The 20,791-nt window shown below is 40.3% G+C and carries 22 protein-coding genes; 3 read left to right on the forward strand and 19 right to left on the reverse strand.

All coding sequences use genetic code 11. The annotated features are described in order from the left end of the window. Positions 1 to 46: 46 nt before the first annotated feature. The gene (gene smpB / locus FK178_RS01120) at positions 47 to 505 is read right to left on the reverse strand and encodes an SsrA-binding protein SmpB (RefSeq protein ID WP_146830175.1); all 459 of its coding nucleotides are present in this window, start codon (positions 503 to 505) and stop codon (positions 47 to 49) included. A 277-nt stretch (positions 506 to 782) separates the two neighbouring features. Between smpB and FK178_RS01125 the strand changes: the two genes are divergently transcribed. Then, positions 783 to 1,526, forward strand: a complete 744-nt coding sequence (locus FK178_RS01125) for a DUF6503 family protein (RefSeq protein ID WP_146830177.1) — start codon at positions 783 to 785, stop codon at positions 1,524 to 1,526. A 135-nt stretch (positions 1,527 to 1,661) separates the two neighbouring features. Here FK178_RS01125 and FK178_RS01130 read toward each other — a convergent pair whose 3' ends face one another. The 11 genes from FK178_RS01130 to FK178_RS01180 form a co-directional block, all read right to left on the reverse strand. Continuing rightward, complete coding sequence (locus FK178_RS01130) at positions 1,662 to 2,435, reverse strand: DUF4440 domain-containing protein (protein ID WP_146830179.1); 774 nt, start codon at positions 2,433 to 2,435, stop codon at positions 1,662 to 1,664. A 39-nt stretch (positions 2,436 to 2,474) separates the two neighbouring features. Then, positions 2,475 to 3,245, reverse strand: a complete 771-nt coding sequence (locus FK178_RS01135; RefSeq protein WP_146830181.1) for a hypothetical protein — start codon at positions 3,243 to 3,245, stop codon at positions 2,475 to 2,477. 383 nt (positions 3,246 to 3,628) lie between these two features. Then, a complete protein-coding gene (locus FK178_RS01140; RefSeq protein WP_146830183.1) occupies positions 3,629 to 4,537 on the reverse strand; it encodes an alpha/beta fold hydrolase in 909 nt (302 codons plus the stop codon). A 52-nt stretch (positions 4,538 to 4,589) separates the two neighbouring features. Further along, entirely contained in the window at positions 4,590 to 5,126 is a 537-nt protein-coding gene (locus FK178_RS01145) for a GNAT family N-acetyltransferase (protein WP_146830185.1), read from the reverse strand. Next, entirely contained in the window at positions 5,107 to 5,610 is a 504-nt protein-coding gene (locus FK178_RS01150; protein ID WP_146830187.1) for an ArsI/CadI family heavy metal resistance metalloenzyme, read from the reverse strand. The genes FK178_RS01145 and FK178_RS01150 overlap by 20 nt, the downstream gene beginning before the upstream one ends. Positions 5,611 to 5,673: 63 nt before the next feature. Beyond that, positions 5,674 to 6,261 (reverse strand): RNA polymerase sigma factor SigZ, encoded by a 588-nt coding sequence (gene sigZ / locus FK178_RS01155; protein WP_146830189.1) that lies wholly within the window; start codon positions 6,259 to 6,261, stop codon positions 5,674 to 5,676. Between the two features lie 150 nt (positions 6,262 to 6,411). After that, the gene (locus FK178_RS01160; RefSeq protein WP_146830191.1) at positions 6,412 to 6,726 is read right to left on the reverse strand and encodes a rhodanese-like domain-containing protein; all 315 of its coding nucleotides are present in this window, start codon (positions 6,724 to 6,726) and stop codon (positions 6,412 to 6,414) included. Between the two features lie 2 nt (positions 6,727 to 6,728). Further along, positions 6,729 to 7,013 carry a rhodanese-like domain-containing protein gene (locus tag FK178_RS01165; RefSeq protein ID WP_146830193.1) on the reverse strand — a complete coding sequence of 95 codons (285 nt, stop codon included), beginning with the start codon at positions 7,011 to 7,013 and terminating at the stop codon, positions 6,729 to 6,731. Beyond that, positions 7,010 to 7,219: a hypothetical protein gene (locus FK178_RS01170; RefSeq protein WP_146830195.1), complete on the reverse strand. Its 210-nt coding sequence runs from the start codon at positions 7,217 to 7,219 to the stop codon at positions 7,010 to 7,012. Before FK178_RS01170 ends, FK178_RS01165 begins: the two co-directional genes overlap by 4 nt. Positions 7,220 to 7,376: 157 nt before the next feature. After that, the gene (locus FK178_RS01175) at positions 7,377 to 7,763 is read right to left on the reverse strand and encodes a DUF302 domain-containing protein (RefSeq protein WP_146830197.1); all 387 of its coding nucleotides are present in this window, start codon (positions 7,761 to 7,763) and stop codon (positions 7,377 to 7,379) included. A 125-nt stretch (positions 7,764 to 7,888) separates the two neighbouring features. Continuing rightward, positions 7,889 to 8,377 (reverse strand): VOC family protein, encoded by a 489-nt coding sequence (locus tag FK178_RS01180; protein ID WP_146830202.1) that lies wholly within the window; start codon positions 8,375 to 8,377, stop codon positions 7,889 to 7,891. Positions 8,378 to 8,642: 265 nt separating this feature from the next. Here FK178_RS01180 and FK178_RS01185 point away from each other — a divergent pair, with 265 nt between their 5' ends. Next, positions 8,643 to 10,565: a S9 family peptidase gene (locus FK178_RS01185; RefSeq protein WP_146830204.1), complete on the forward strand. Its 1,923-nt coding sequence runs from the start codon at positions 8,643 to 8,645 to the stop codon at positions 10,563 to 10,565. A gap of 51 nt (positions 10,566 to 10,616) precedes the next feature. Here the strand turns inward: FK178_RS01185 and FK178_RS01190 are convergent, their stop codons facing one another. The 6 genes from FK178_RS01190 to FK178_RS01215 all read right to left on the reverse strand — a co-directional run bounded on the left by FK178_RS01190 (position 10,617) and on the right by FK178_RS01215 (position 18,754). Further along, positions 10,617 to 11,453, reverse strand: a complete 837-nt coding sequence (locus FK178_RS01190) for a DUF1206 domain-containing protein (protein ID WP_146830206.1) — start codon at positions 11,451 to 11,453, stop codon at positions 10,617 to 10,619. A gap of 29 nt (positions 11,454 to 11,482) precedes the next feature. Next, complete coding sequence (locus FK178_RS01195) at positions 11,483 to 13,351, reverse strand: DUF389 domain-containing protein (RefSeq protein WP_146830208.1); 1,869 nt, start codon at positions 13,349 to 13,351, stop codon at positions 11,483 to 11,485. Between the two features lie 123 nt (positions 13,352 to 13,474). Next, complete coding sequence (locus FK178_RS01200; RefSeq protein WP_146830210.1) at positions 13,475 to 15,160, reverse strand: formate--tetrahydrofolate ligase; 1,686 nt, start codon at positions 15,158 to 15,160, stop codon at positions 13,475 to 13,477. A gap of 116 nt (positions 15,161 to 15,276) precedes the next feature. After that, positions 15,277 to 16,554 (reverse strand): hypothetical protein, encoded by a 1,278-nt coding sequence (locus tag FK178_RS01205; protein ID WP_146830212.1) that lies wholly within the window; start codon positions 16,552 to 16,554, stop codon positions 15,277 to 15,279. 157 nt (positions 16,555 to 16,711) lie between these two features. Further along, the gene (gene lysA / locus FK178_RS01210) at positions 16,712 to 17,932 is read right to left on the reverse strand and encodes a diaminopimelate decarboxylase (protein WP_146830214.1); all 1,221 of its coding nucleotides are present in this window, start codon (positions 17,930 to 17,932) and stop codon (positions 16,712 to 16,714) included. A gap of 138 nt (positions 17,933 to 18,070) precedes the next feature. Continuing rightward, positions 18,071 to 18,754, reverse strand: a complete 684-nt coding sequence (locus FK178_RS01215; protein WP_146830216.1) for a hypothetical protein — start codon at positions 18,752 to 18,754, stop codon at positions 18,071 to 18,073. 220 nt (positions 18,755 to 18,974) lie between these two features. On the opposite strand from FK178_RS01215, the gene sucC reads away from it, so the two are divergent. After that, positions 18,975 to 20,168 (forward strand): ADP-forming succinate--CoA ligase subunit beta, encoded by a 1,194-nt coding sequence (gene sucC, locus FK178_RS01220; RefSeq protein ID WP_146830218.1) that lies wholly within the window; start codon positions 18,975 to 18,977, stop codon positions 20,166 to 20,168. Between the two features lie 202 nt (positions 20,169 to 20,370). Here sucC and FK178_RS01225 read toward each other — a convergent pair whose 3' ends face one another. Then, a complete protein-coding gene (locus FK178_RS01225) occupies positions 20,371 to 20,646 on the reverse strand; it encodes a DUF1456 family protein (RefSeq protein ID WP_146830220.1) in 276 nt (91 codons plus the stop codon). Between the last annotated feature and the right edge of the window lie 145 nt (positions 20,647 to 20,791).

Raw genomic sequence — 20,791 nt, forward strand, 5'->3', positions numbered from 1 at the left:
CTTAACTTCGGTTAATATACTTGATTTTAAAGAAATGGAATGATAGTTATTTGTAATCTTTTTTAATGCGGTCCAGCCTGCGCTTGTTGTCGCGGTCTTTCATAGTCTCGCGTTTATCATAGAGTTTTTTACCCCGCGCCAGAGCAATTTGAAGTTTCGCGAGCCCGCGCTCGTTTATAAATAATCTTAAGGGAACAATGGTAAGTCCTGAATTCTTCACTTCTTTTTCCAGTTTCTTAAGTTCCCGCCTTTTCATTAAAAGCTTACGGGCACTCTTAGGATCGTGATTAAAGTGGGTAGCGTGAGAATATTCTTCTACCGTCATATTAATCACAAACAATTCATTGTTCTGAAATTCACAAAAACTTTCAGCAATAGAAGCCTTCCCCTGGCGAATTGCCTTAATTTCGGTTCCCGCAAGTTTAATTCCTGTAACGAACTTATCCAGGATCTCAAATTCAAATTTCGCCTTGCGGTTTTTTATATTTATTGTGTTTGCGGTCATGCTATGTTTCTGAATAGCTAAAGATCTTCAAAGGAAATTATTTGATATCTCCCAAAAATTTCAGCACAGCACAAAAATAGGAAGGTTTCTTTAGAATAAGCCATAATGTAATTGTAATTTTCCCTTTCTGTCAAACTGTTCCTTCCGCAGTAAATGCTTACGCGACACAGAGATTTTTTAACCTGCCTGGCTTGTTTCCGGCTGGATTTTCAGGATTCGGTTCAAAAACGGCTTTTTCAGCAACATTTCTTTATATTTGGAAAATTATTGAAATTTTATGAAATACCTTATTATTCTTATGGCATTGATATTAACAGTATCATGCCAGGGAAAAAAAGATTCCCTTACGGCCCAGGAAATAATTGATAAAACAATTGAAAATGCCGGAGGGAGCAAATATAAAAATGCCAGGATAGAGTTTAAATTTCGGGACCACATGTATAAAAGTTCCCGTAAAAGAGGGGAGTTTCAGTTGGAACGCAGTATTACAGATTCTACCGGAAAATATCGTGATGTAATTAACAATACCGGTTTCCAGAGATTTATTAACGATACCCTTGCCAGCGTACCGGACTCAATGATTGTGCGCTATACCAGCAGTGTAAATTCTGTTCATTATTTTGCTCATTTACCATATGGGTTAAATGACAGGGCCGTAAACAAAAAACTTGCAGGGGAGACCGTTCTCAAGGGAGAACCCTATTATAAAATAAACATTACTTTCCAACAGGATGGAGGAGGAGCAGACCATCATGACGAATTCATGTACTGGATACATAAAGAAAAGTTCACGATAGATTACCTCGCCTATAAATTTCTTGTTAATGATGGCGGCATACGTTTTCGTGCGGCTTTCAATCCAAGGGAGATCGAAGGAATACGCTTTGTAGATTATATGAACTATACCACTTCCAATTTCAATACTAAGCTGGAAGATCTTGATGAAATGTATGAGCAGGGAAAACTTGAAATGCTTTCTACCATACAAACTGAAGTTATAAGCGTTGAAGTGCGTAAGTAACTTCCTCTCTTCTATTAATATTCAACAATTAAGCCTGAACTTCACATTTCCTTTGTAAGTTTCAGGCTTATTTATTTTTGATAGGGTTCCATTTTATGAGCTCTTTCTTTTCAGAAATATTCAAAAGAAATGCTTTTAATTAGGAGAAGGCACAGGAAGATCTGAATTTATAATGTCCCGAAACATTTTCCAGGTACCATCTTCTTTTTTCCAAATCACTATGGCTTTTCCCTGATCTACCTGGGTACCGTCTTCCAGGAATATTTTCCAGGCATCCTCGGTAACAACCATCTTCTCATCTCCCCATAAATTGAGCATTTCGAGTTCAACTTTAGCAATTCCGTTATTTAAAAAATTTTGAAATGTTTCCTGTATGGCTTCTTTTCCACTTGAAGATCTCATATTATTCCCCATAAATTGTCCGTCGCTGGTATAAAGATTGGCGAGCTGGGCTGCATCTTTATCTTTGATAAATTTTATGAATTCCCTGTTCCTCTCTTTAATTTCTGTCTTCGCAGTTTCCAGATCAAAAACCGGGGTTTTAGCGTTCTTTAATTCTACCTGAATAACCTCCAGAGGTGTGGTCCCTTTATTTGTAGGTTGATGTTTTTCTCCATCACTCCAAATAACCTGACCCTTTTTACCGGTTGCTGGAATTACTTCACCTGTGGGTAAGGAGAATTCAACATTGTAATCGGTTAAAAATACAGCAACCCCTTTTGGATGTTCGTGAACTGTAGATTGCTCACCTGGTCCGTAAGTGATGCGCAGCACCCGTACAAAATCATTTTCCATTTCAACCTTGTAATGTTGAGGATCTGCTTTTACAGCATCCTGTGCATATACAGTGCCGGTGAGAAATAAAAAGGTTGAAATTGAATACAGCAAAAAGTGTGATGGTTTTTTCATAAAGTCTGATTTTTATTGGTTGGTGAATTATGGAATGATTTAATTTCCCGGTTGGTATCCAAGGTCTGGCCGTATATATCCCCGAATAATCTCAATTCGGGAAACAGTTTGCGAAAGTTGATCAAAAAGGGATTCCCCCTCCTGTCCAAGAAGTTCACGGTTATCCTCTCTCATGCGTTCAAAATCTTCGGGGCTCTCAGCCGCCGTTACTACCCAGAAAAAGGATCCCATAACTCCAAAACCACTGCGATATAAACGGTAGTCCATTTGGGAATTTTTTTTGGTATAAAGCGCCAGGAATCTATTTGCCAAATCTTCGGCTTTTGAAGCATTGGCCGGGGTATAATGATACATTGTTATATGCCTGTAATTTTTACCCACCGGGGTGGTATTGATCCCTCCCGGCTGGTAGGATTGTTTTTTGTCAAGAATGAGAATATAATCCCCATGCTCATCGTAGGTGTCTTTATATTTATCAAAGATGCGTTTAGTTTCACGCTGCCCAATTTTTTGGCTAAGACTGGCGAAGGGATCTTGATCCAGCGCAGCCATATTTTCCAGGGGCGAAATGTAGATATACCTAAAATCTTCGGTAACTAATGTTATCCAACTAAAATCCCTGACCTCATTTTTTTTCATGGCCCCAATAAGTTCCTTATCAATGGTTTCATGTTTTTTAGCCATAGCCGGTTTTGTCCTGTCTTCATGTACCAGGAACATTTGCATATCCTTTTCCTCCTGTGCCTGTATTCCCATAAAGGAAATTAAAAGAAGAAAAAGTAGAAATCCGGTGATCTTTGTAGTTTTCATAATCTTTGTTTTTGAGGTTAATTCTTCAACCATAAAATTTTATATATAATTCCTGTCAGCGCGTTCAGGTGTAATAACTGCGGAAAAACCGTTTATAAAAATGTGGGGTTGGATTAACTTAATTCTCAAACAATAGATTGAGGACTGAATTAAAAATATCGTGGGGAAGCTTTCTTATTATGGAGGGGGAATTCTTTTAAAAAAGAATATATTAAATTAATATAAATTATTGGAATATAAGGCCTTATGAGGGAAATTTTATTGAGTTGAATTTTCTAAAGCTACCTTAATTATAATGCATTTTTTAATATGGACTAAAAAATAAGCCGCACCTTTAGTAGGGTACGGCTAGAGAATGATGTTTAAAGTGTAGTTAAATTACCTTACAGCACATAGTTTGTTTTGTAAGCCAGGATTGACGCCTCCAATTCTTCCTTATTCTCAATAAAGGGGAAATGCCCTCCCGGGGAAGCCCAAAGCATCATGTTAGGAAAATTAATTCCCTTGTAATGCTCTGGGCCTACCATCCAATCCTGGTCGCCGTAAAAGAATAACACGGGTACTTTTATTTCCCTGGTAAAACCTCTGTAATCTTTCCAATAACTTTCCTGATCCAATGCCAGGCTTCCGAAATTCCAGTTCCAACCAGGAACCTCATTTATGGTTGCATCAACAATTTTTTCATTGGAGGCCTCCCGAAATGCCATTTTCCAGAAAAGGTCTTGTTCCCGTAGATTGTTAATGTGTGCCCCAAGGTTAGCTTTAATATTTTCCGGCGTGTCACAGGGGAATTGGCTGTTTTTTCCGGTAAACTCGGCAGCTTTGGGACCCCAGCTGTTACAAAAACTATCTACAAGGCTCAAAGTGCCATTTACCATGATCATTCCCTTATGCGCATTAGGGTAAAGGCTTGCATACCCCGCCTGTAATATCCCACCAAAGGAATGGCCTATAGTTAACCAGGAATCAAAGCCCAGGGCAATTCGTACTTCTTCAAAATCCAAAGCCATTCTCTCCATGGAATAATCATCATCTTTATCTCCGGTAGATCTTCCCACACCACGCTGGTCCAGATAGATTACTGTAAAATTTTGTTCCATAAATTCCCCAAAGAATTTTTCAAACCAAAAGCTTCCGGATCCCGGCCCCCCATGAAGGTATAAAACGGGAGTTCCCTCGCCTTTGACTTTTACGTAAAGATCAATCCCATCTGAGGTGATGATCCTTTTTTCAGTTCCCCGGGCAGAGATGCCCATTGTAAATAATATAAAAGTGAATAATAGTGTTTTCATAAAACAGGTATTTAATGGTCTCTACTAAAATGACAAATAGTGTTGCCGGATGTTACATTTGCTCCGGTATTTTTATAGTATTTTCTTTTTCATCAACACCCACTATCCGGCTCCGTTTCTCGAGGATTATACTATCCCTCCACACATTATTCATCTTTCCAATTTTCTCGCGTTTTCCAATAATCCTGAAACCTGCTTTTTCATGCAATTTCAGGCTGGCTGTATTTTCAGGAAAAATCCCGGCCTGCAATGTCCAGATCCCGTTTTCTTCACTTTGAATAATAAGGTTTTCCAAAAGTTTTTTCCCAATCCCCAGGCCTCTGTATCCTTCAGCAACATATACACTAATCTCTGCGACGCCGCCATAAACACAGCGGCCCGAAACCGCGCTCAATGCTGCCCACCCAGCGACTTTGTCTTTAACAAGCGCTACAATACGGGCAAATTTTAAGTGCTCCCGGTCCCATTTTTCCCACTCAGGGGCTTTGGTCTCAAATGTAGCATGCCCGGTGGCAATTCCATTTTCATAGATTTCTTTGACAGCCTCCCAGTGAGCAGGCTCCATTTTTTTAATATTTACAGCTTCCATCGCAGGTAGTTTCTATTAGAGTTTCTGTTTTCATTTCTTTTTGAGCATCCTTCCCGTCGTTTCCGCTCCATTGCTCCATCACTTCAGGGGCAGGCCGCGCATTGATCCCTTCGCCATATACGGTGGCTGAACCGTGGGTATAAAAGGCTTCCCAGTCTACCCCCTGCGGATCTGTGATCCAGCTTTTTTGAGATTTTGAATAGCAACAGGTGCATTCCCCTTCTTCCCTCACAGTTCCCTTGGCCTGTTCCATATTCTTATATACCTCGTGTAGATCTTGTTCTGTGTCTACCTGAAGGCCCAAATGTTCTATTCCGGTTTCCTCGTGGCCGGTTGAGATCGCATAATTTATTCGTGGATCTTCCAGCATCCATTTTGCATAATCAGATTTTTGAATAGTGGGGGCGGTATTAAAAAGGGCATTGTAGAAAGCTATACTTTCTTCAAGGTTTTTTACTCTTACGTGAACATGAAATCTTTTCATTTTTAAATGTGTTTTAAAGGTTTACACATTCAGGACGAAGAGGGATGCAAAAGGATGCAAAATTTATTCAGAAATTTCTTTTTTTATTTTTTGAAGCGGGGTACAGGAGTTTTTTATGCTGAAGGAAAGCAGGTTTCCGGTCGCGTCTTTTTCAAAATGGCAACAGGTTATAAATTCAGCCATGAGCAATTGCCTTCCCCTTTGGATCCGGGATTTTGTAGCGGGAAGGGAAAGGTTTAATTTTTTTGCAATTTCCGTTTGTTTTAACCCATCAATATCTGAAAGTTTTAGGGGTATCGAATATTCGGCAGGAAGAAAATTTAATATGGGGGTAATATAGTTAAGGGCATCCCTAAAAGCGATATTTTCCTCCTCTTCAAATTTTTCAGGAATATCCTTATCTGTAAACTTTGAATGTTTGCGGTAATGGTCAATAATGGTATTTTGGGCGATTTGGAACAACCAGCTTCTCACGTTGCGTACCCCGCTTTTATTATGACAAAAATTATATACCTTCATCAACACCTCCTGCAGGATATCATCAGTAAGTTCCCGGTCTTTTACCCGTTTGAGGATAAAATTCCGCAGCTCTTTTTGATGTTCCTGCCATAGTTGCGGTACATCACAATTGGTAGTAAAAGTTGTTTTCATTGAAAAGAGGAAGAAATGTCAAATCTCTCCAAATCAAATTTAAGAATTTTTCTCCTTTAATTATTTTCTGAAAATATCAAAAAAAAGAGGCTGTCCGGATCTCCAAACAGCCTCAACTATTAAACAATTTCTATTTCCCTGTGGAAGGATCTATAATTTATTTTGGAGACTTGTCCAGGCCCCACCATTATAAACCTCTGTATATCCCTGGGCTTTTAAAATACTTTTAGCACTTGCACTTCGCATTCCGGAAGCACAACAGGTTATAACCGGGGTATTCTTATTTTTAATTTTTCCCAGATTTTGAGTGAGGGAACCCACCGGAATATTCCGGGCCCCTTTAATATGGCCATTTTTAAATTCCTGTTGTGTACGTACATCTACAATGACCGCCCCGTTTTTGACCAGTTCGGCATAATTGGTCTGGGGGCCAATCCCGAATAATTTTTTTAAACTATTCAGCATAATTAAGCATTTTGAGATTGAAGATAATTCACATCCAACCAGGAACCACCGTTCAGGCATTCTATACCCTGTTTTGCGAGGATTTGTGTTGCCATACCGCTTCGGTTACCGGAGGCACAACACAAGACAAGCGGTGATTCCAATGCTTTTAATTCCTCAATACGCTCGTTGATCTCCTGCAAGGGGATGTTAATGGATCCGGCTACATGCCCACCCATAAATTCCTGCGTTGTACGAACATCTACTATGGTACCCTTATTTTCTTTAATTAATTTTTCAGCATTCATATTGTTTTATTTTTAGTTGTTTCCTTTTTAAAGGAATTGAAAAGCAGACCTCCCATAAATGCACCATATACGGTGCTGTTTAGTGGTTGAGATGTTATAGCACAGCTACCGGAATAGCAGCCTATAAAATGGTAATATAAATATCCACCAATTGCTCCCGCAAATACCCCCAAAAAAGTGAGTTTATATTTTATTAAAAAGTTCATATAGGATTTTAATTTCAGGGCAAAAATAAGGGGTTTGCCCACCTGGCACAGTTACATTTGTTACAAAGGATGTTTTTTTGATCCAGGATTTTGAAGAAAAAAAACCGGATAAGTCCTTTTTAGTCAGGGCCTATCCGGATAGTTTACTGGTGGGAAATTACAAATTCTCAATTACTCTTTTAAGGCCTTCTCTTACCTGTTGCGCTACGGCACCCAGTTTGTCGTTTTTTACTGCGCTCATTGATGCCACAGGATCAACGGCAGATACTTCTATCTTCCCATTTTCTAGTTCCTGCACAATTACATTACAAGGAAGCATAGTGCCAATTTTGCTTTCGGTACTTATGGCCTGATGCGCCATTGTAGGATTACACGCCCCAAGTATCCTGTATTTTCTAAAGTCTATATCCAACTTTTTTTTAAAAGTTTCCTTTACATCAATCTCGGTAAGGATGCCAAATCCTTCTTTTTTTAATTCTCCGGTTACCTTCTCAATGGCTTCCTCAAAATTTTGATCTACTGTTTTAGAAAAATAATAACTCATGACTCACTGGTTTTAATTTGGTTATAACTTTAAAAATATGGAATATGAAATTTTAATTGGTTGATATTTATCATTGTTAGTTTATCCATATATCAGGACCTGTTTTCATATAAAAAGGTTACAAATTAGCCGGCCTCATTAAGCAGGTCTTCAAGATCGAGGGGGCGGGTATACATTTCCAATGTTCCATCGGGTTTTTGAGGCCATTTTTCCTTGGGAAGGTCCCAATACAATTCTACCCCGTTACCATCTGGGTCGTTAAGGTACAGTGCTTGAGAAACCCCATGGTCTGCCGCCCCGGAAAGCGGATAATTAGCATCTCCTACCCGTTTCAGGATCATTGCAAGGTCTTTCCGGGTGGGGTATAGAATAGCTGTATGAAATAATCCAACCCCCTGATGCTTTGCTGGCGGCGCTCCCAGACTGTTCCAGGTATTAAGGCCAATATGGTGATGGTAACCACCTGCTGAAAGAAAAGCTGCCTGGTCCCCGTAAAAAGTTGTGACTTCAAACCCCAACAGGTCGCGGTAAAATCCCAGGGCCCGGTCAAGATCGGCCACCTTTAAATGTACATGGCCTATGCGGGTTTGGCCTGGGATCTGGTAATTTTCCATCGTTCTTATTTTTTGGTTAAAGGGTTTTAGATAATTGCAGAGCCTAGGAAGATTTTCACTTTACATAACCGTGCAACCCATCATTTATATTTGTTTTACCCTAAACATTTTGACTAGTCTAAAAGTTAAGGAAAAAATTCAAAATATGGGTCCGGATGCATTAATTTCATGGATTTTGAATATGGGGAAATTATTTTCTCTAAAGCTCAAAAAATCAGTTTTTTAGCTACATTAGTGCTTCCAACCAATTAATTAATACACTATTATGAAATATCAATTTTTGCTAATTGCAGTATTGCTTTCTTTCATCTCCTGTAAAAAAGATGCAGAAAAAAGTGAAGAGAAAAGGGAGATCGCCTCCTATACAATTGAGCAGTTTATGGATAATGAGTCGGTTTTTGGCGGTAGCTTTTCACCAGATAACTCCAAGCTCTTGGTTACCAGTAACCGCTCCGGGATCTTTAATATGTACACTGTTCCTACCGGTGGGGGTGATTTTACACCACTTACAACATCAGACAGTGCATCGGTTTTCGCAATCTCTTATTTTCCTGAAGATGAGAGAATCCTCTTCCGGATGGATGACAACGGCGATGAGATCTATAAGATCTTCGTAATGGATGGTGACAGCATTTCAAGGCTTACCCCTGCAACAAACGCAAGAGCATTATTTTATGGCTGGTCCCGGGATGGAAAAAGCTTCTACTATGGCAGCAATCAAAGGGATAGCAGGTATACAGATGTTTACAGAATGAATACCATGACTTTTACCCCGGAACTTATTTATGAAAATAATGATGCGTATGATTTTGGGGGGATTTCACCCGATGGCAATTATTTAGCCCTGAGCAAAGCCCTTAATACCAATGACTCCAATTTGTTTATTTACGATTTCAGGAATAAAAAGCTTGTTCAGGTCAATACCGCTCAAAGCGGAAATAATGCCCAGGATTTTTCCAAAGACAATAAATTTCTTTATTACACTACAGATGCCGCAGGAGAATTCTCTGCCCTGATGAAATATGACCTGGAGAAGAAAACTTCAGAAGAAGTGTCCAAGAAAAAATGGGACATCGTGGGTATGGGATTTAGTGAAAATGGAACCTACCGGGTGATGTATGTGAATGAAGATGCCGCCAATAAGGTGGAAGTGTTGAACGCTAAAACAGGAAAGGCATTGGACCTTCCCAAATTTGAAAATGCCTTTATTACCGGTATAAGTATTTCCAGAGATGAGCGAATGGCAATTTTAAATGTGGGAGGATCTCATACTCCCACGAATTTATACTCCTATGATATGGAAAGCGGAAAGCATACCAGGCTTACCAACGTTCTTAATAAAGATATAGATCAAAGAGACCTGGTATCAGCTGAAGTTATAAGATATGAATCTTTTGACGGAACAGTGATCCCGGCGATCTATTATAAACCCCTTACTGCAACTGCAGAGGATAAAGTTCCCGCTTTAGTTTGGGTACACGGGGGACCTGGAGGGCAGTCTATGCAAAACTTCAGTTCCTTTATCCAATACCTGGTAAACCATGGCTATGCCGTGCTGGCGGTAAACAATCGTGGGAGCAGTGGTTACGGAAAGACATTTTTTCAAATGGATGACCAGAACCATGGTGAAAAGGACCTTCAGGATTGTGTGGAGGGAAAAAACTGGCTCGCATCCCAACCTGAAATAGATCCTGATAAAATAGGGATCATAGGAGGCTCTTATGGCGGATTCATGACCATGGCGGCGCTTGCTTTTACACCTGAAGAATTTGATGTTGGAGTAAATATCTTTGGGGTAACCAATTGGATGCGCACCCTGCAAAGCATCCCGCCCTGGTGGGAATCTTTCAAGGAAGCTCTGTACCTGGAAATGGGAGACCCCAATACCCAGGATAGTATCAGGTTAAAAAAGATCTCCCCATTATTTCATACTGAAAATGTTACCAAGCCATTACTGGTATTACAGGGTTCCCAGGATCCCAGGGTGTTGCAAATAGAATCTGACGAAATTGTTGAAAACGTACGAAAGAACGGGGTGCCTGTAGAATATGTATTATTTGAGGATGAAGGTCATGGATTTGTAAAAAAGGAAAACCAGATCGAGGCCTATGAAAAAACCCTGAAATTTCTGGATACCTATCTAAAAGGTAAAAAAGAAGAAGGAGAGGTAAAAGAAATAAAAACTTAGAAAAGTTTAAAAATAATTTTAAGAGGCTGTCTTTGAACAGCCTCTTTTCATTTAATCAGCTTCACTTTTTTTCTTCTCATTATACGGATCGTAGGTTGCACCAAGAAAAAACATAAAGAAACCGTAGGAAATAGTTCCAATTGCAATTAGTATGAAAGCCAGGTAACCTACGTGGTCTCCCAGAAAATCAAATGCCTTATCTGTATTCACTACAAAAGTTGGGTTATCTGTAGTTCCGGCTTTGATAAAGAAAAACCCGATGATCCCAATAATTATACCCCGGGCGGCATATCCAAATAAACCTAAAAAGTGGATTAATTTTTTTATTTCTTTTCCAAAATGGGCAATATCCTGTCGCTCTCTGTAACCCCGGGTAATCCCATAGTATAATTGCACCACTGCGGTAAGCATAATAATTACCCCAATGCTTATAATGGCCATATCGCCCCAACCTTCCTGTAACATGGAGCCCACCATTTCCCTTTCTTCTTCAGGACGGCCATCCTCCCGGATATCACTTATTCCAAGGATCACCATTAAGGCTGAGTATGCTATGAAGATATCGGCAATTGAGCTAAGGCCTATGCCAAGCCTCCTGGAGATTCCCCGCCAGGTATTGCCGTAATTGTAAGGATCTCTTATAGCTTCAAATATTCGCCAAATAATATAACTAAGGGTACCCAAAAGAACGACCCATACAAAGATCTTTCCTGCCAGGTAATCATACATAAAAGCCAGCAGGCTGCCTTCATCGGCTCCTCCTTCCTTTAATTGTAAAAAAGAGAGAATTGCAATTATGCCAATGGCAGTATAGATCAACCCGGTGGAAATTGTCCCGTAAACAGGAAGTAGGTGAACAAAGAATCTTTTGTTTTTGTCGCCTTTCATTACAGGTTCAAATCACGATTTGAGAATATTTAAAATTCAATCGCCGAAACCACTTCAAGGGTTACCGGTTTTCCTACTTTGGCTTCTATCTTTTCCTTAATGTCGCCCATAATGTCGCCTTCAATAGCCTCCGGGCTTACCAGTCTAACAGAAACCACAAGCCTTTTTCCAAAACGTACTTTTACATCTTTTAAGTAAACATCATCAAATTGAGTCCCTTCGAGTTGCCTTGTTATTCGGGCTTCTTCGGTAATGCGGTCAAAAGACAGGGATAGCGGGATCATAACCAGGATTATTATTATAAGCGTGTAAACCAATCCCAGTTTTGCTCTTCTGAAGGGTGCAAAGCCCAGGAGTAAAAATGTGATCCCTGCAAACATAATAATACCTGCAAGGTTGGTTAGATACAGCAGGAATGCACCGGAAAATACATCCCAGTCCCACCAGCCAATTCCAATCCCTGCTACTGAAAGTGGTGGTACAAGTGCTACCGCGATAGCAACCCCTGCAAGGCTTTTGGCAATACCTTTTTCGGCGTGAGCATATGCGGCGGCAACCCCGGAAGCTACCGCAATTCCCATATCAAGGAGCGTGGGGGAGAGCCTCGCATCAATTTCAGAAGTAAGGAGCTTTAAAGGGATAATAAGACTTACCGCGCCTGCCACAAGCAGGGCAACCAGGGTACCGGTAATAATGGTTATTATTCCCGTTTTAAGCATATTAACGTCATAACGTACCATTCCCATGGAAAATGAAACAATAGGGGTAATAATAGGTGCAAGTATCATTGCCCCAATAATTACAGGAGACGAATTTGCAAATAAACCGAAGGTGGCTATGAGCGTGGAAAGCACCATCATTATTATATAAGGTGCGGTTATTTTACCATTTTCCCGAAGAACTTTAAACAGGTCCTCAAATTCTTCAGTAGTAGCCCGTGGAAAAAGAGGGAGCTTTCGTTTGGTAAGTTCTTCCCGTTTTTCCCCTGTAGGAAGCCTGCCCGTTTTGATACTTTTCTTTGTTTCAGTTACCTTTTCTTCCGGGGCAAAAACACTGGCCTGCTTCAGGGTTAATGCCTCCGGTTTAATTTCAAGGAGGATATCGCAGGCAGATTTTGTAGAGCCGTCAATGGTATATTCTATTTCGGTTTGATTCTCAATTTTGAGTTCTGATGTTTTTATCTGGCCTATAAATTCCGGTAATGTTGTTAAGGGTTTCTTTTTAGGAATTAAACTGCGCCACAAAAACCATAAGAGCTCAATAATGTTTTGCGGGGAAAGTATAAGCACATTAAACATCCCGTCATTCACGGGATTGGCCGGGATAAGCCGCTTTGAAACTACCGAATTAAGGGGGTGTTCCACGACGATGATCCCCAATGCTGAAGTATGTATAATTCGCTCTCCCCCTGAACTTATAATAAAAGACCTGTGGGTTAGGGTAGGGAACTTTCGTATGTTCTTTAAGAAACTAAAAACCTGAGTGGTAAAAGTATTTTTAACCGGGGATTCGGTAAGGGCAAATACATCGCCTATGTTTACTGACTGGAATACGGGAATATCGTTGCAAAATAAAATATCCAGATCATGGGATTCTTCACTATTCAGAATTTCTATTACCGCAACATCTAATTTTTCTGAAATACCCAGGCCTTTGCTGGTATATTTATTTTCAGGATGAGGTAGTACCCCTAAAGCCCATTTATTTTCAGCAGCAAATGGTATGAATTCCCTAAGGTTTTCATCGTTAAGATATGTTATGAATACCGCATCTACCCCGGGATCAAAGTTTTTTGCCGGTGGAAATTTAAGTAGTTCATATTCCCGGCCTTCAAATAAAGGAAGGATATTCTTTTTTACTTCTTCAAGATCACCCGTTTGGTGTAATATGTAGTACATGAACTCGCAGTTATACCTGCAAGATAAGATTTTACCCGCCGGATTTTTAAGTTTTAACCTTAGCTTTACATCTCTGTTATAAAAGCGGTGTCAAAGGAAAAATCCGGACGGGCTTATTTCTTTTTAGAAGAGACCATATATATTCCCTTCATTATCTATATCAATGTTTTCTGATGCCGGATGGACCGGTAAACCGGGCATACGCATCATGTCTCCCGTAATAGGAATTATAAAACCTGCTCCAGATGCAATTTCTATCTCCCTCACGTTAACTGTAAAATTACGGGGCCGTCCAATCAATGCAGGATCATCTGATAGTGATTTCTGAGTTTTGGCCATACAAACGGGCAGGCCTTCCAGGCCAAGATTGGAAATGGTCTTTAGATCGCGCCTCGCTTTTTGCGAAAATTCAACATTTGCAGCGCCGTAAATATTTTTTGCAATGGTTTCAATCTTGGTTATCACCGGCATATCCCAGGTGTAAAGGGGCTTAAAGTTGCTGGTTTTAGCTTCTACCACTTCTATTACTTTTTCGGCCAGGTCAAGGGCACCTTCCCCGCCAGCGCCCCAAACATTGGCTACAGCGATTTTCACGCCTTTTTCTTCAGCAAATTCCTTTAAAATATTAATTTCCTCCTCGGTATCTGACGCAAAAAGATTTATAGCAATAACAGGGGTAACATTGAATAATTTTGCGCTCTCAAGGTGTTTTTCAAGATTTGGAAGCCCTCTTAACAATGCGATAGGATCTGGGATTTTCAAGCTGTCTAAAGCTGCGCCTCCATGATATTTTAAGGCACGAATGGTAGCTGTTATTACAACTGCCTTTGGTGCAAGTCCTGCACTTTGGCATTTGATATCAAAGAATTTTTCTGCACCCAGGTCAAAACCGAAACCTGCTTCGGTTACGGTATAGTCTCCCAAAGTTAGTCCCATATTGGTAGCAAGTACAGAATTGGTTCCTTGTGCAATATTTGCGAACGGGCCTAAATGGATAATTGCAGGATTTCCCTCAATAGTTTGTACAAGGTTTGGTTTTAAGGCATCCTTCAGCAAACTTGCCATGGCACCCTGTGCATTCAGGTGACGCGCATAAATGGGTTTTCGGTCAAACGTGTAACCTACAAAAATGTTTCCGAGACGATTTTTAAGATCTTCAATGTCTTCTGACAAGCATAGAATTGCCATTACCTCAGAAGCTGCAGTGATGTCGAATCCGCTCTCGCGGGGTATTCCGGACCCTGTCCCGCCAAGGCCAATCACAATATTCCGCAGCGCACGGTCATTCATATCCATCACCCTTTTAAGAGAAATGGTTCGCGGGTCAAGATTGAGACTGTTATTTTTGTTCTGTAAATTATTGTCTATAAGTGCTGCCAGCAGGTTATGGGCTTTTTCCACCGCCGAAAAATCTCCTGTAAAATGCAGGTTGATATCCTCCATAGGTAACACCTGGGAAAATCCGCCGCCGGTTGCTCCTCCCTTTATCCCAAATACAGGGCCTAAAGATGGTTCCCTTATTACTACTACAGATTTTTTTCCAAGGCGGTTAAGACCTTCACTAAGGCCAATGGAAACTGTTGTTTTTCCCTCTCCTGCAGGAGTAGGGGAAATTGCACTTACCAGGATAAGATTGCCCTTTGCGGCTTTCTCCTTGCCAATAATTGACAAAGGCAACTTGGCCTTGAACTTGCCATACATTTCTATATCATCAGGCTCTAAACCTAATTTTGCAGCAATTTGTATAATATGTTTTAATTGGGTTTGCTTTGCTATTTCCAGATCGTTGGGTACTTCCAGTGTGTTCATATCTACATAGAATTTAGTGCCCTAAATGTACCGCTATTGAGGAACTTAAAAACTGATGACTATCAGCTTTTAAACAAAAAAGAGGAAGGAAAGCCTGTTTTGTTTTAAAATGTAATTTACTCCGGAAGGCATTCAAAACACTTCAAAAGTCCGGGATTTAAATCCAGGTCTTCAGATCCTTTGAGTGGTTCATTTAATACGTCTCTCTCTACAATGATATTGCGAAATGCAATGGCATAATCCTGCAGGTCTTCCCTGCGCTGTTTGATCTTGGCAATTATTTCCTTTCCATTTAGATCGAATAGAGACGCTGGCCAGGCGTGAAGTGCAGCTTCAATTTTATCATCGGTAAGGGCTTGCTGCAGGTGTTTTGCTTCCTCAAGGAAGATCTCTTTCGGGGTATCCCTTAAAAAGTACACATCAAATTTATAAACCAGGCCGGGCATATAATCTATTTCTTTTTCGAAAGGCCGTACGAGGGGTTCTACCGTTTTATGGGAAATAATGGAAGGGATTACCCCATCCAGTTTAAAAAAAGCATTATCGCGGTCACCCGCCAGGGGAATTGCGTTATAAGTACCGTTTTTCTTTTGCAGGACCCATCCCCATTGTTTGGCGTGGCGGTCCCAGTCGCCAATAAGAAGGTCAAATAAGCGGGCCCGTATCAGGGATCTTTTGTCAATTTTTACCCTGTCCCCAATTTTGGCTTTTAATTCCTGAAGGTCCTGTGTGTCACTGATCTCCTTAACATCTTTGTAAGGAGTCCAGTTAAATTTGCCTTTGGTCTCGTATTCCAGCAGGTAAAGCTTGTCTCCATACTTCTCATTATATTCTCCCAGCGTTTTCTGTCTTGGGATGAACATAGGCCGCGGATTGGTATGAAGTACCCCCGCAGTTTCGGCCAGGGCTGCCGCTGCTACCGCACCATAGGGGTGCTGGGCAGAAATGCCGTCTATTACAATATTCTGCAGCCCCAGGGTTTTGGCAAATTCCGGCACATGGGAAGTTGGGTCCTTATTTATGCTGCGTAGGCTGTACAAAATTCCATTACTGCTTTCAAGACGCAGGGAACTGGTTTGCGAGCCCCCGCCTTCTTTAACTATTTTCATACCCCCATGCAGGGTATCCAGATACACTACGGGAACTGTAACAGGGGTAGCCCAGGCCTCACGGTAATTCCTGCCCTGCATGGTTTGTTTTAAAAGATTCCCTTTATATAAAGTGGTTGCGGCAACTGTTACGGAATCATGTGCAGTAAAGTCTATTTCATCAACATCCTCAATATCTACAATAATGGCAGTTTCGTGGTCCTCTTTATTTCCCGAAACCGAGATATATACAAGCACCAGGAATAAGGTTATAAGAAGGGCAACGAACCAAAAGATCTTTTTCATAAAACGGAAGTTTCAGAAAATAAATCTAAGATTTTGGAAATCAAAAATTCTTAAAATTGCCTCAATATTAAGCTGAACACCCGCGTAAAGTTTATCATAATTAAAATAAAAAACCACTTATTTGATGGGGGAGGAAACTGTATTCTCCTAAAAAGGCTTAAGCTTCTACCCGGTCAAAATCAAGAATTACCTGGTGTTTTATAAGGTCCTCAAAAGTTTCCCGTTCTCTTATTAAATGAGCTTTCCCATTATGCCATAGGACTTCGGCAGGACGGTAGCGGGAATTGAAATTGCTGGACATAGAAAAGCTATAAGCCCCGGCATTGCTAAATGCAAGAATATCACCTTCAGTAATTTCAGAGATCCTTCGGTTTTGGGCAAATGTATCTGTTTCACATATGTAACCTACCACAGAGTAAAATCGTTGCTTCCCTTCCGGGTTGGAAATATTGTGAATGTCATGGTGAGAACCATAGAACATAGGGCGAATTAGATGATTAAAACCACTATCTACCCCTGCAAAAACGGTAGATGTTGTTTGCTTGATCACATTTACCCTAACGAGGAATTTTCCCGCTTCGCTCACAAGGAATTTCCCTGGTTCAAATAATAATGTTAGTTCGCGACCGTAATCTTCACAAAAGTCTGTAAAGCGCCTGGTGAGTTTTTCTCCCAGTTCCTCTATATCTGTCTCAATATCGCCGGGGGTATAAGGCACCTTGAAGCCACTTCCAAAATCAATGAATTCAAGATCTTTGAAATTTTTTGCGGCATCAAAAAGGATCTCAGATGCTCTAAGGAACACCTCAATGTCCAGGATGTCACTCCCGGTGTGCATATGTATTCCGTTAATGTTCATTCCCGTATTTTCAACAATACGGAGCAAATGTGGGATCTGGTGTATGGAAACTCCAAATTTCGAATCTACATGGCCTACGGAGATCTTGGAATTTCCTCCCGCCAGGATATGCGGATTGATACGTATACAAACCGGAACTTTGGGATGCTTTGTTCCAAATTGTTCCAGGATAGATAAATTGTCAATATTTATTTGCACCCCAAGATCTGCCACCTCTTCTATTTCTTCCAGGGAAACACCATTTGGCGTGTAAAGGATCTCTCTGGGTTCAAAGCCGGCCTTAAGCCCCAACTGCACTTCCTGTATAGAAACGGTATCCAGTCCCGCACCCCGGGTTCGCAATAATTTAAGGATAGAAATATTGGAATTAGCCTTAACTGCATAGTTGATCCTAAGGGTTTTTACTTTACTGAAGGCCGCTGTAAGTCGGTCATACTGTGACAGGATCTTATCTGCATCATACACATATACGGGGCTTCCAAATTCCTGGGCAATTGTAATAAGGTCTTGGTTTTTCATACCTGAAAAAAATTAAGTCGCAAAAATACAGGAGAAAAAAGAATTCCTCCTAGCTAAGCCACTAAAAATAACGAAATACTTTTAATTGTTTTATTTATTGAAATTCCGTGAAGATTTTTTAAGGCTGAACTTCCGGTATTACTGGATAGCTTCCTCGAGGTTTTTGATTTTAAATTCTCCCTGAATCATTTTTTTATAGGGATTTCTATCAATATCGGGGTCACTGTGTAGTATAGATATATCTACCTGCCATGTATCATCTGCTGTCTTTTTTCCTTTAAGACATGCGTTATTCATCGCATTTGTGCCCATAGTAGTAAATGGACAATAGCAATATAATTCATAGTAAGCATTAGCTTTGAGTAAATCTTCTTCCCCACTCAGGAAAAATTCTTCCTGTCCAGCCTCGACTTCAAAGAGAATGATCTCCTCCACCTCATCGTCGGCCCATCTTTCCTCCCCAATTTCAATATATTGGTATCTGAAAACTGTTTTATTTCCCGGGATTACCTTGGTTTTTGAATAATATAACACCTCTCTTTCATTAATTATAAGGGTTCGGGGTATAGTATGAGTGGTATTTTCATCCACTTCGATTTGGGCATTTTCAAATATTTCAAGATTGTAAAGCGTAAGATTTGTAGTGTTTTCTTCCAGAATAATTTCGGGATCATAATCGGGATTGCCATCTATACATTGTGGAGCTGTAAGGCTTAGGTCCGGAACCGGTTCAGGTTCAGGGTCAACTTCTGAAGCACAGGCTATTAGCGCGAAAATAAAGAAAAGGAAAATCGAATTTTTTAAAACAGCTTTAATAATCATAGGTTGTTTTTATTCATGGTTATGTATAAATATAATGATAAATTAATAACATCTGGTTGTCCTATGCATTTTGGGGAATTAAAAACCTGGATAAGGCTGCTCATTTGCGCATTTTTACTTCCCGAACGACCGTCTTCTGATTAACCAAAAAATATTGGTACAATACTTTTGGTTTTGTTACTTTTGTCAACCGTAATTAATACTGAAGAAAAAGCAGATTATGAACATACATGAATATCAAGGAAAAGAAATACTAAGCAGCTTTGGCGTGCGCATCCAGCGTGGTATTGTTGCTCATAATGCAAAAGAAGCAGTAGATGCTGCAAAAGAACTTACCGAGCAAACCGGAACCGGTTGGCACGTGATCAAGGCCCAGGTGCACGCAGGTGGCCGTGGTAAAGGTGGTGGGGTAAAACTTGCCAAGAACCTTAAAGAGGTTGAAGAAATTGCAGGAAACATCATAGGAATGGATCTTGTTACTCCTCAAACTTCTGCTGAAGGTAAAAGAGTTCACCAGGTATTGGTTGCTGAAGATGTTTATTACCCGGGTGATAATGAACCCGAAGAATATTATATGTCGGTTCTTTTGAACCGTGCCACAGGCCGAAATATGATCATGTATTCTACTGAAGGTGGAATGGATATAGAATCTGTTGCAGAAAATACACCTGAATTGATATTCACCGAGGAAATTGACCCTACTGTAGGTTTATTGGGTTTCCAGGCCAGAAGAATAGCTTTCAACCTTGGTTTAAGCGGAAATGGTTTTAAAGAAATGACCAAATTCGTAATGGCCCTTTACAAAGCCTTTGAAAATTCAGATTCCTCCCTTTTTGAGATCAACCCTGTTCTTAAGACCAGCGATGATAAAATAATGGCTGTAGATGCTAAGGTTACTTTAGATGACAATGCACTTTACCGTCATAAGAATTATGCTGAAATGCGTGATATTCGTGAGGAAAATCCTGTAGAAGTTGAAGCAAAAAGAGTTGGCCTTAATTATGTGGACCTTGACGGAAACGTAGGTTGTATGGTAAACGGTGCAGGACTTGCAATGGCTACCATGGACCTTATTAAACAAGCCGGTGGGGAGCCTGCAAACTTTTTAGACGTAGGTGGTACCGCAGACGCTAAAAGAGTAGAAGAGGCCCTTAGACTTATTTTAAAAGATGACAAAGTAAAAGCCATCCTTATCAATATTTTTGGAGGAATTGTTCGTTGCGACCGTGTGGCACAGGGAATCGTAGATGCCTGTAAGAACATGGGGGATGCGGTAAAAGTTCCAATCATAGTAAGATTACAGGGAACCAATGCCGACATTGCAAAGGAGATCATTGACAACAGCGGATTTGATTTTCACAGCGCTACCGAATTTCAGGAAGCTGCAGATAAAGTACAGGAAGTGCTTAAATAAGATTTAGTCTCTATTATAGATCAATAACCCCTGAAGTTTCTTCAGGGGTTATTTTTTTGTCATAGTTGGTTGGAAGGAAACAAGTGGAGTTGGCCAGAAGTTTTGAAAATCACTTAATGGCCGTTTTTAAAGAAAAAAGATCCCGGGAAGCCCGGAATCTTTTTGATATTTATAATACCGGCTTATAGCCGGAATAAATTTTCTATTTCTTGGCAGGGGGAGGTGTCGCCGCAGGTTTTGATTCACCTTTTTTGGGCATTACTCCGCGTTTATGGATCACAAGTCCGTTTAGGAAATTGCGCAGGAACTGATCGCCGCATTCCATATATTTTGGGTGATCTTCTGCGCGAAAGATCGCTCCCAGTTCGCTCTTGGTCACCTTAAAATCTACAAGGGCACAAATTTCTACAATATCGTCATCGCGCAGTTTTAGCGCAACTCTCAGTTTCTTAAAAATGTCGTTGTTTGATAAAGCCATAGGGCAAAAATAACTTTTTTCGCCCAGAATGCAGCCAGGGTGCTAGGCAATTTTTTTGTAACCTTATGCTGACCCGGGATATTGTTATTTCAGCCAAAATATCTTTTCTTAGTTTTTAATTTTAATGGGATATTTAGAGATAATT

Source organism: Antarcticibacterium arcticum (assembly GCF_007993795.1).
In the GTDB taxonomy this organism is placed as follows: Bacteria; Bacteroidota; Bacteroidia; order Flavobacteriales; family Flavobacteriaceae; genus Gillisia; species Gillisia arctica.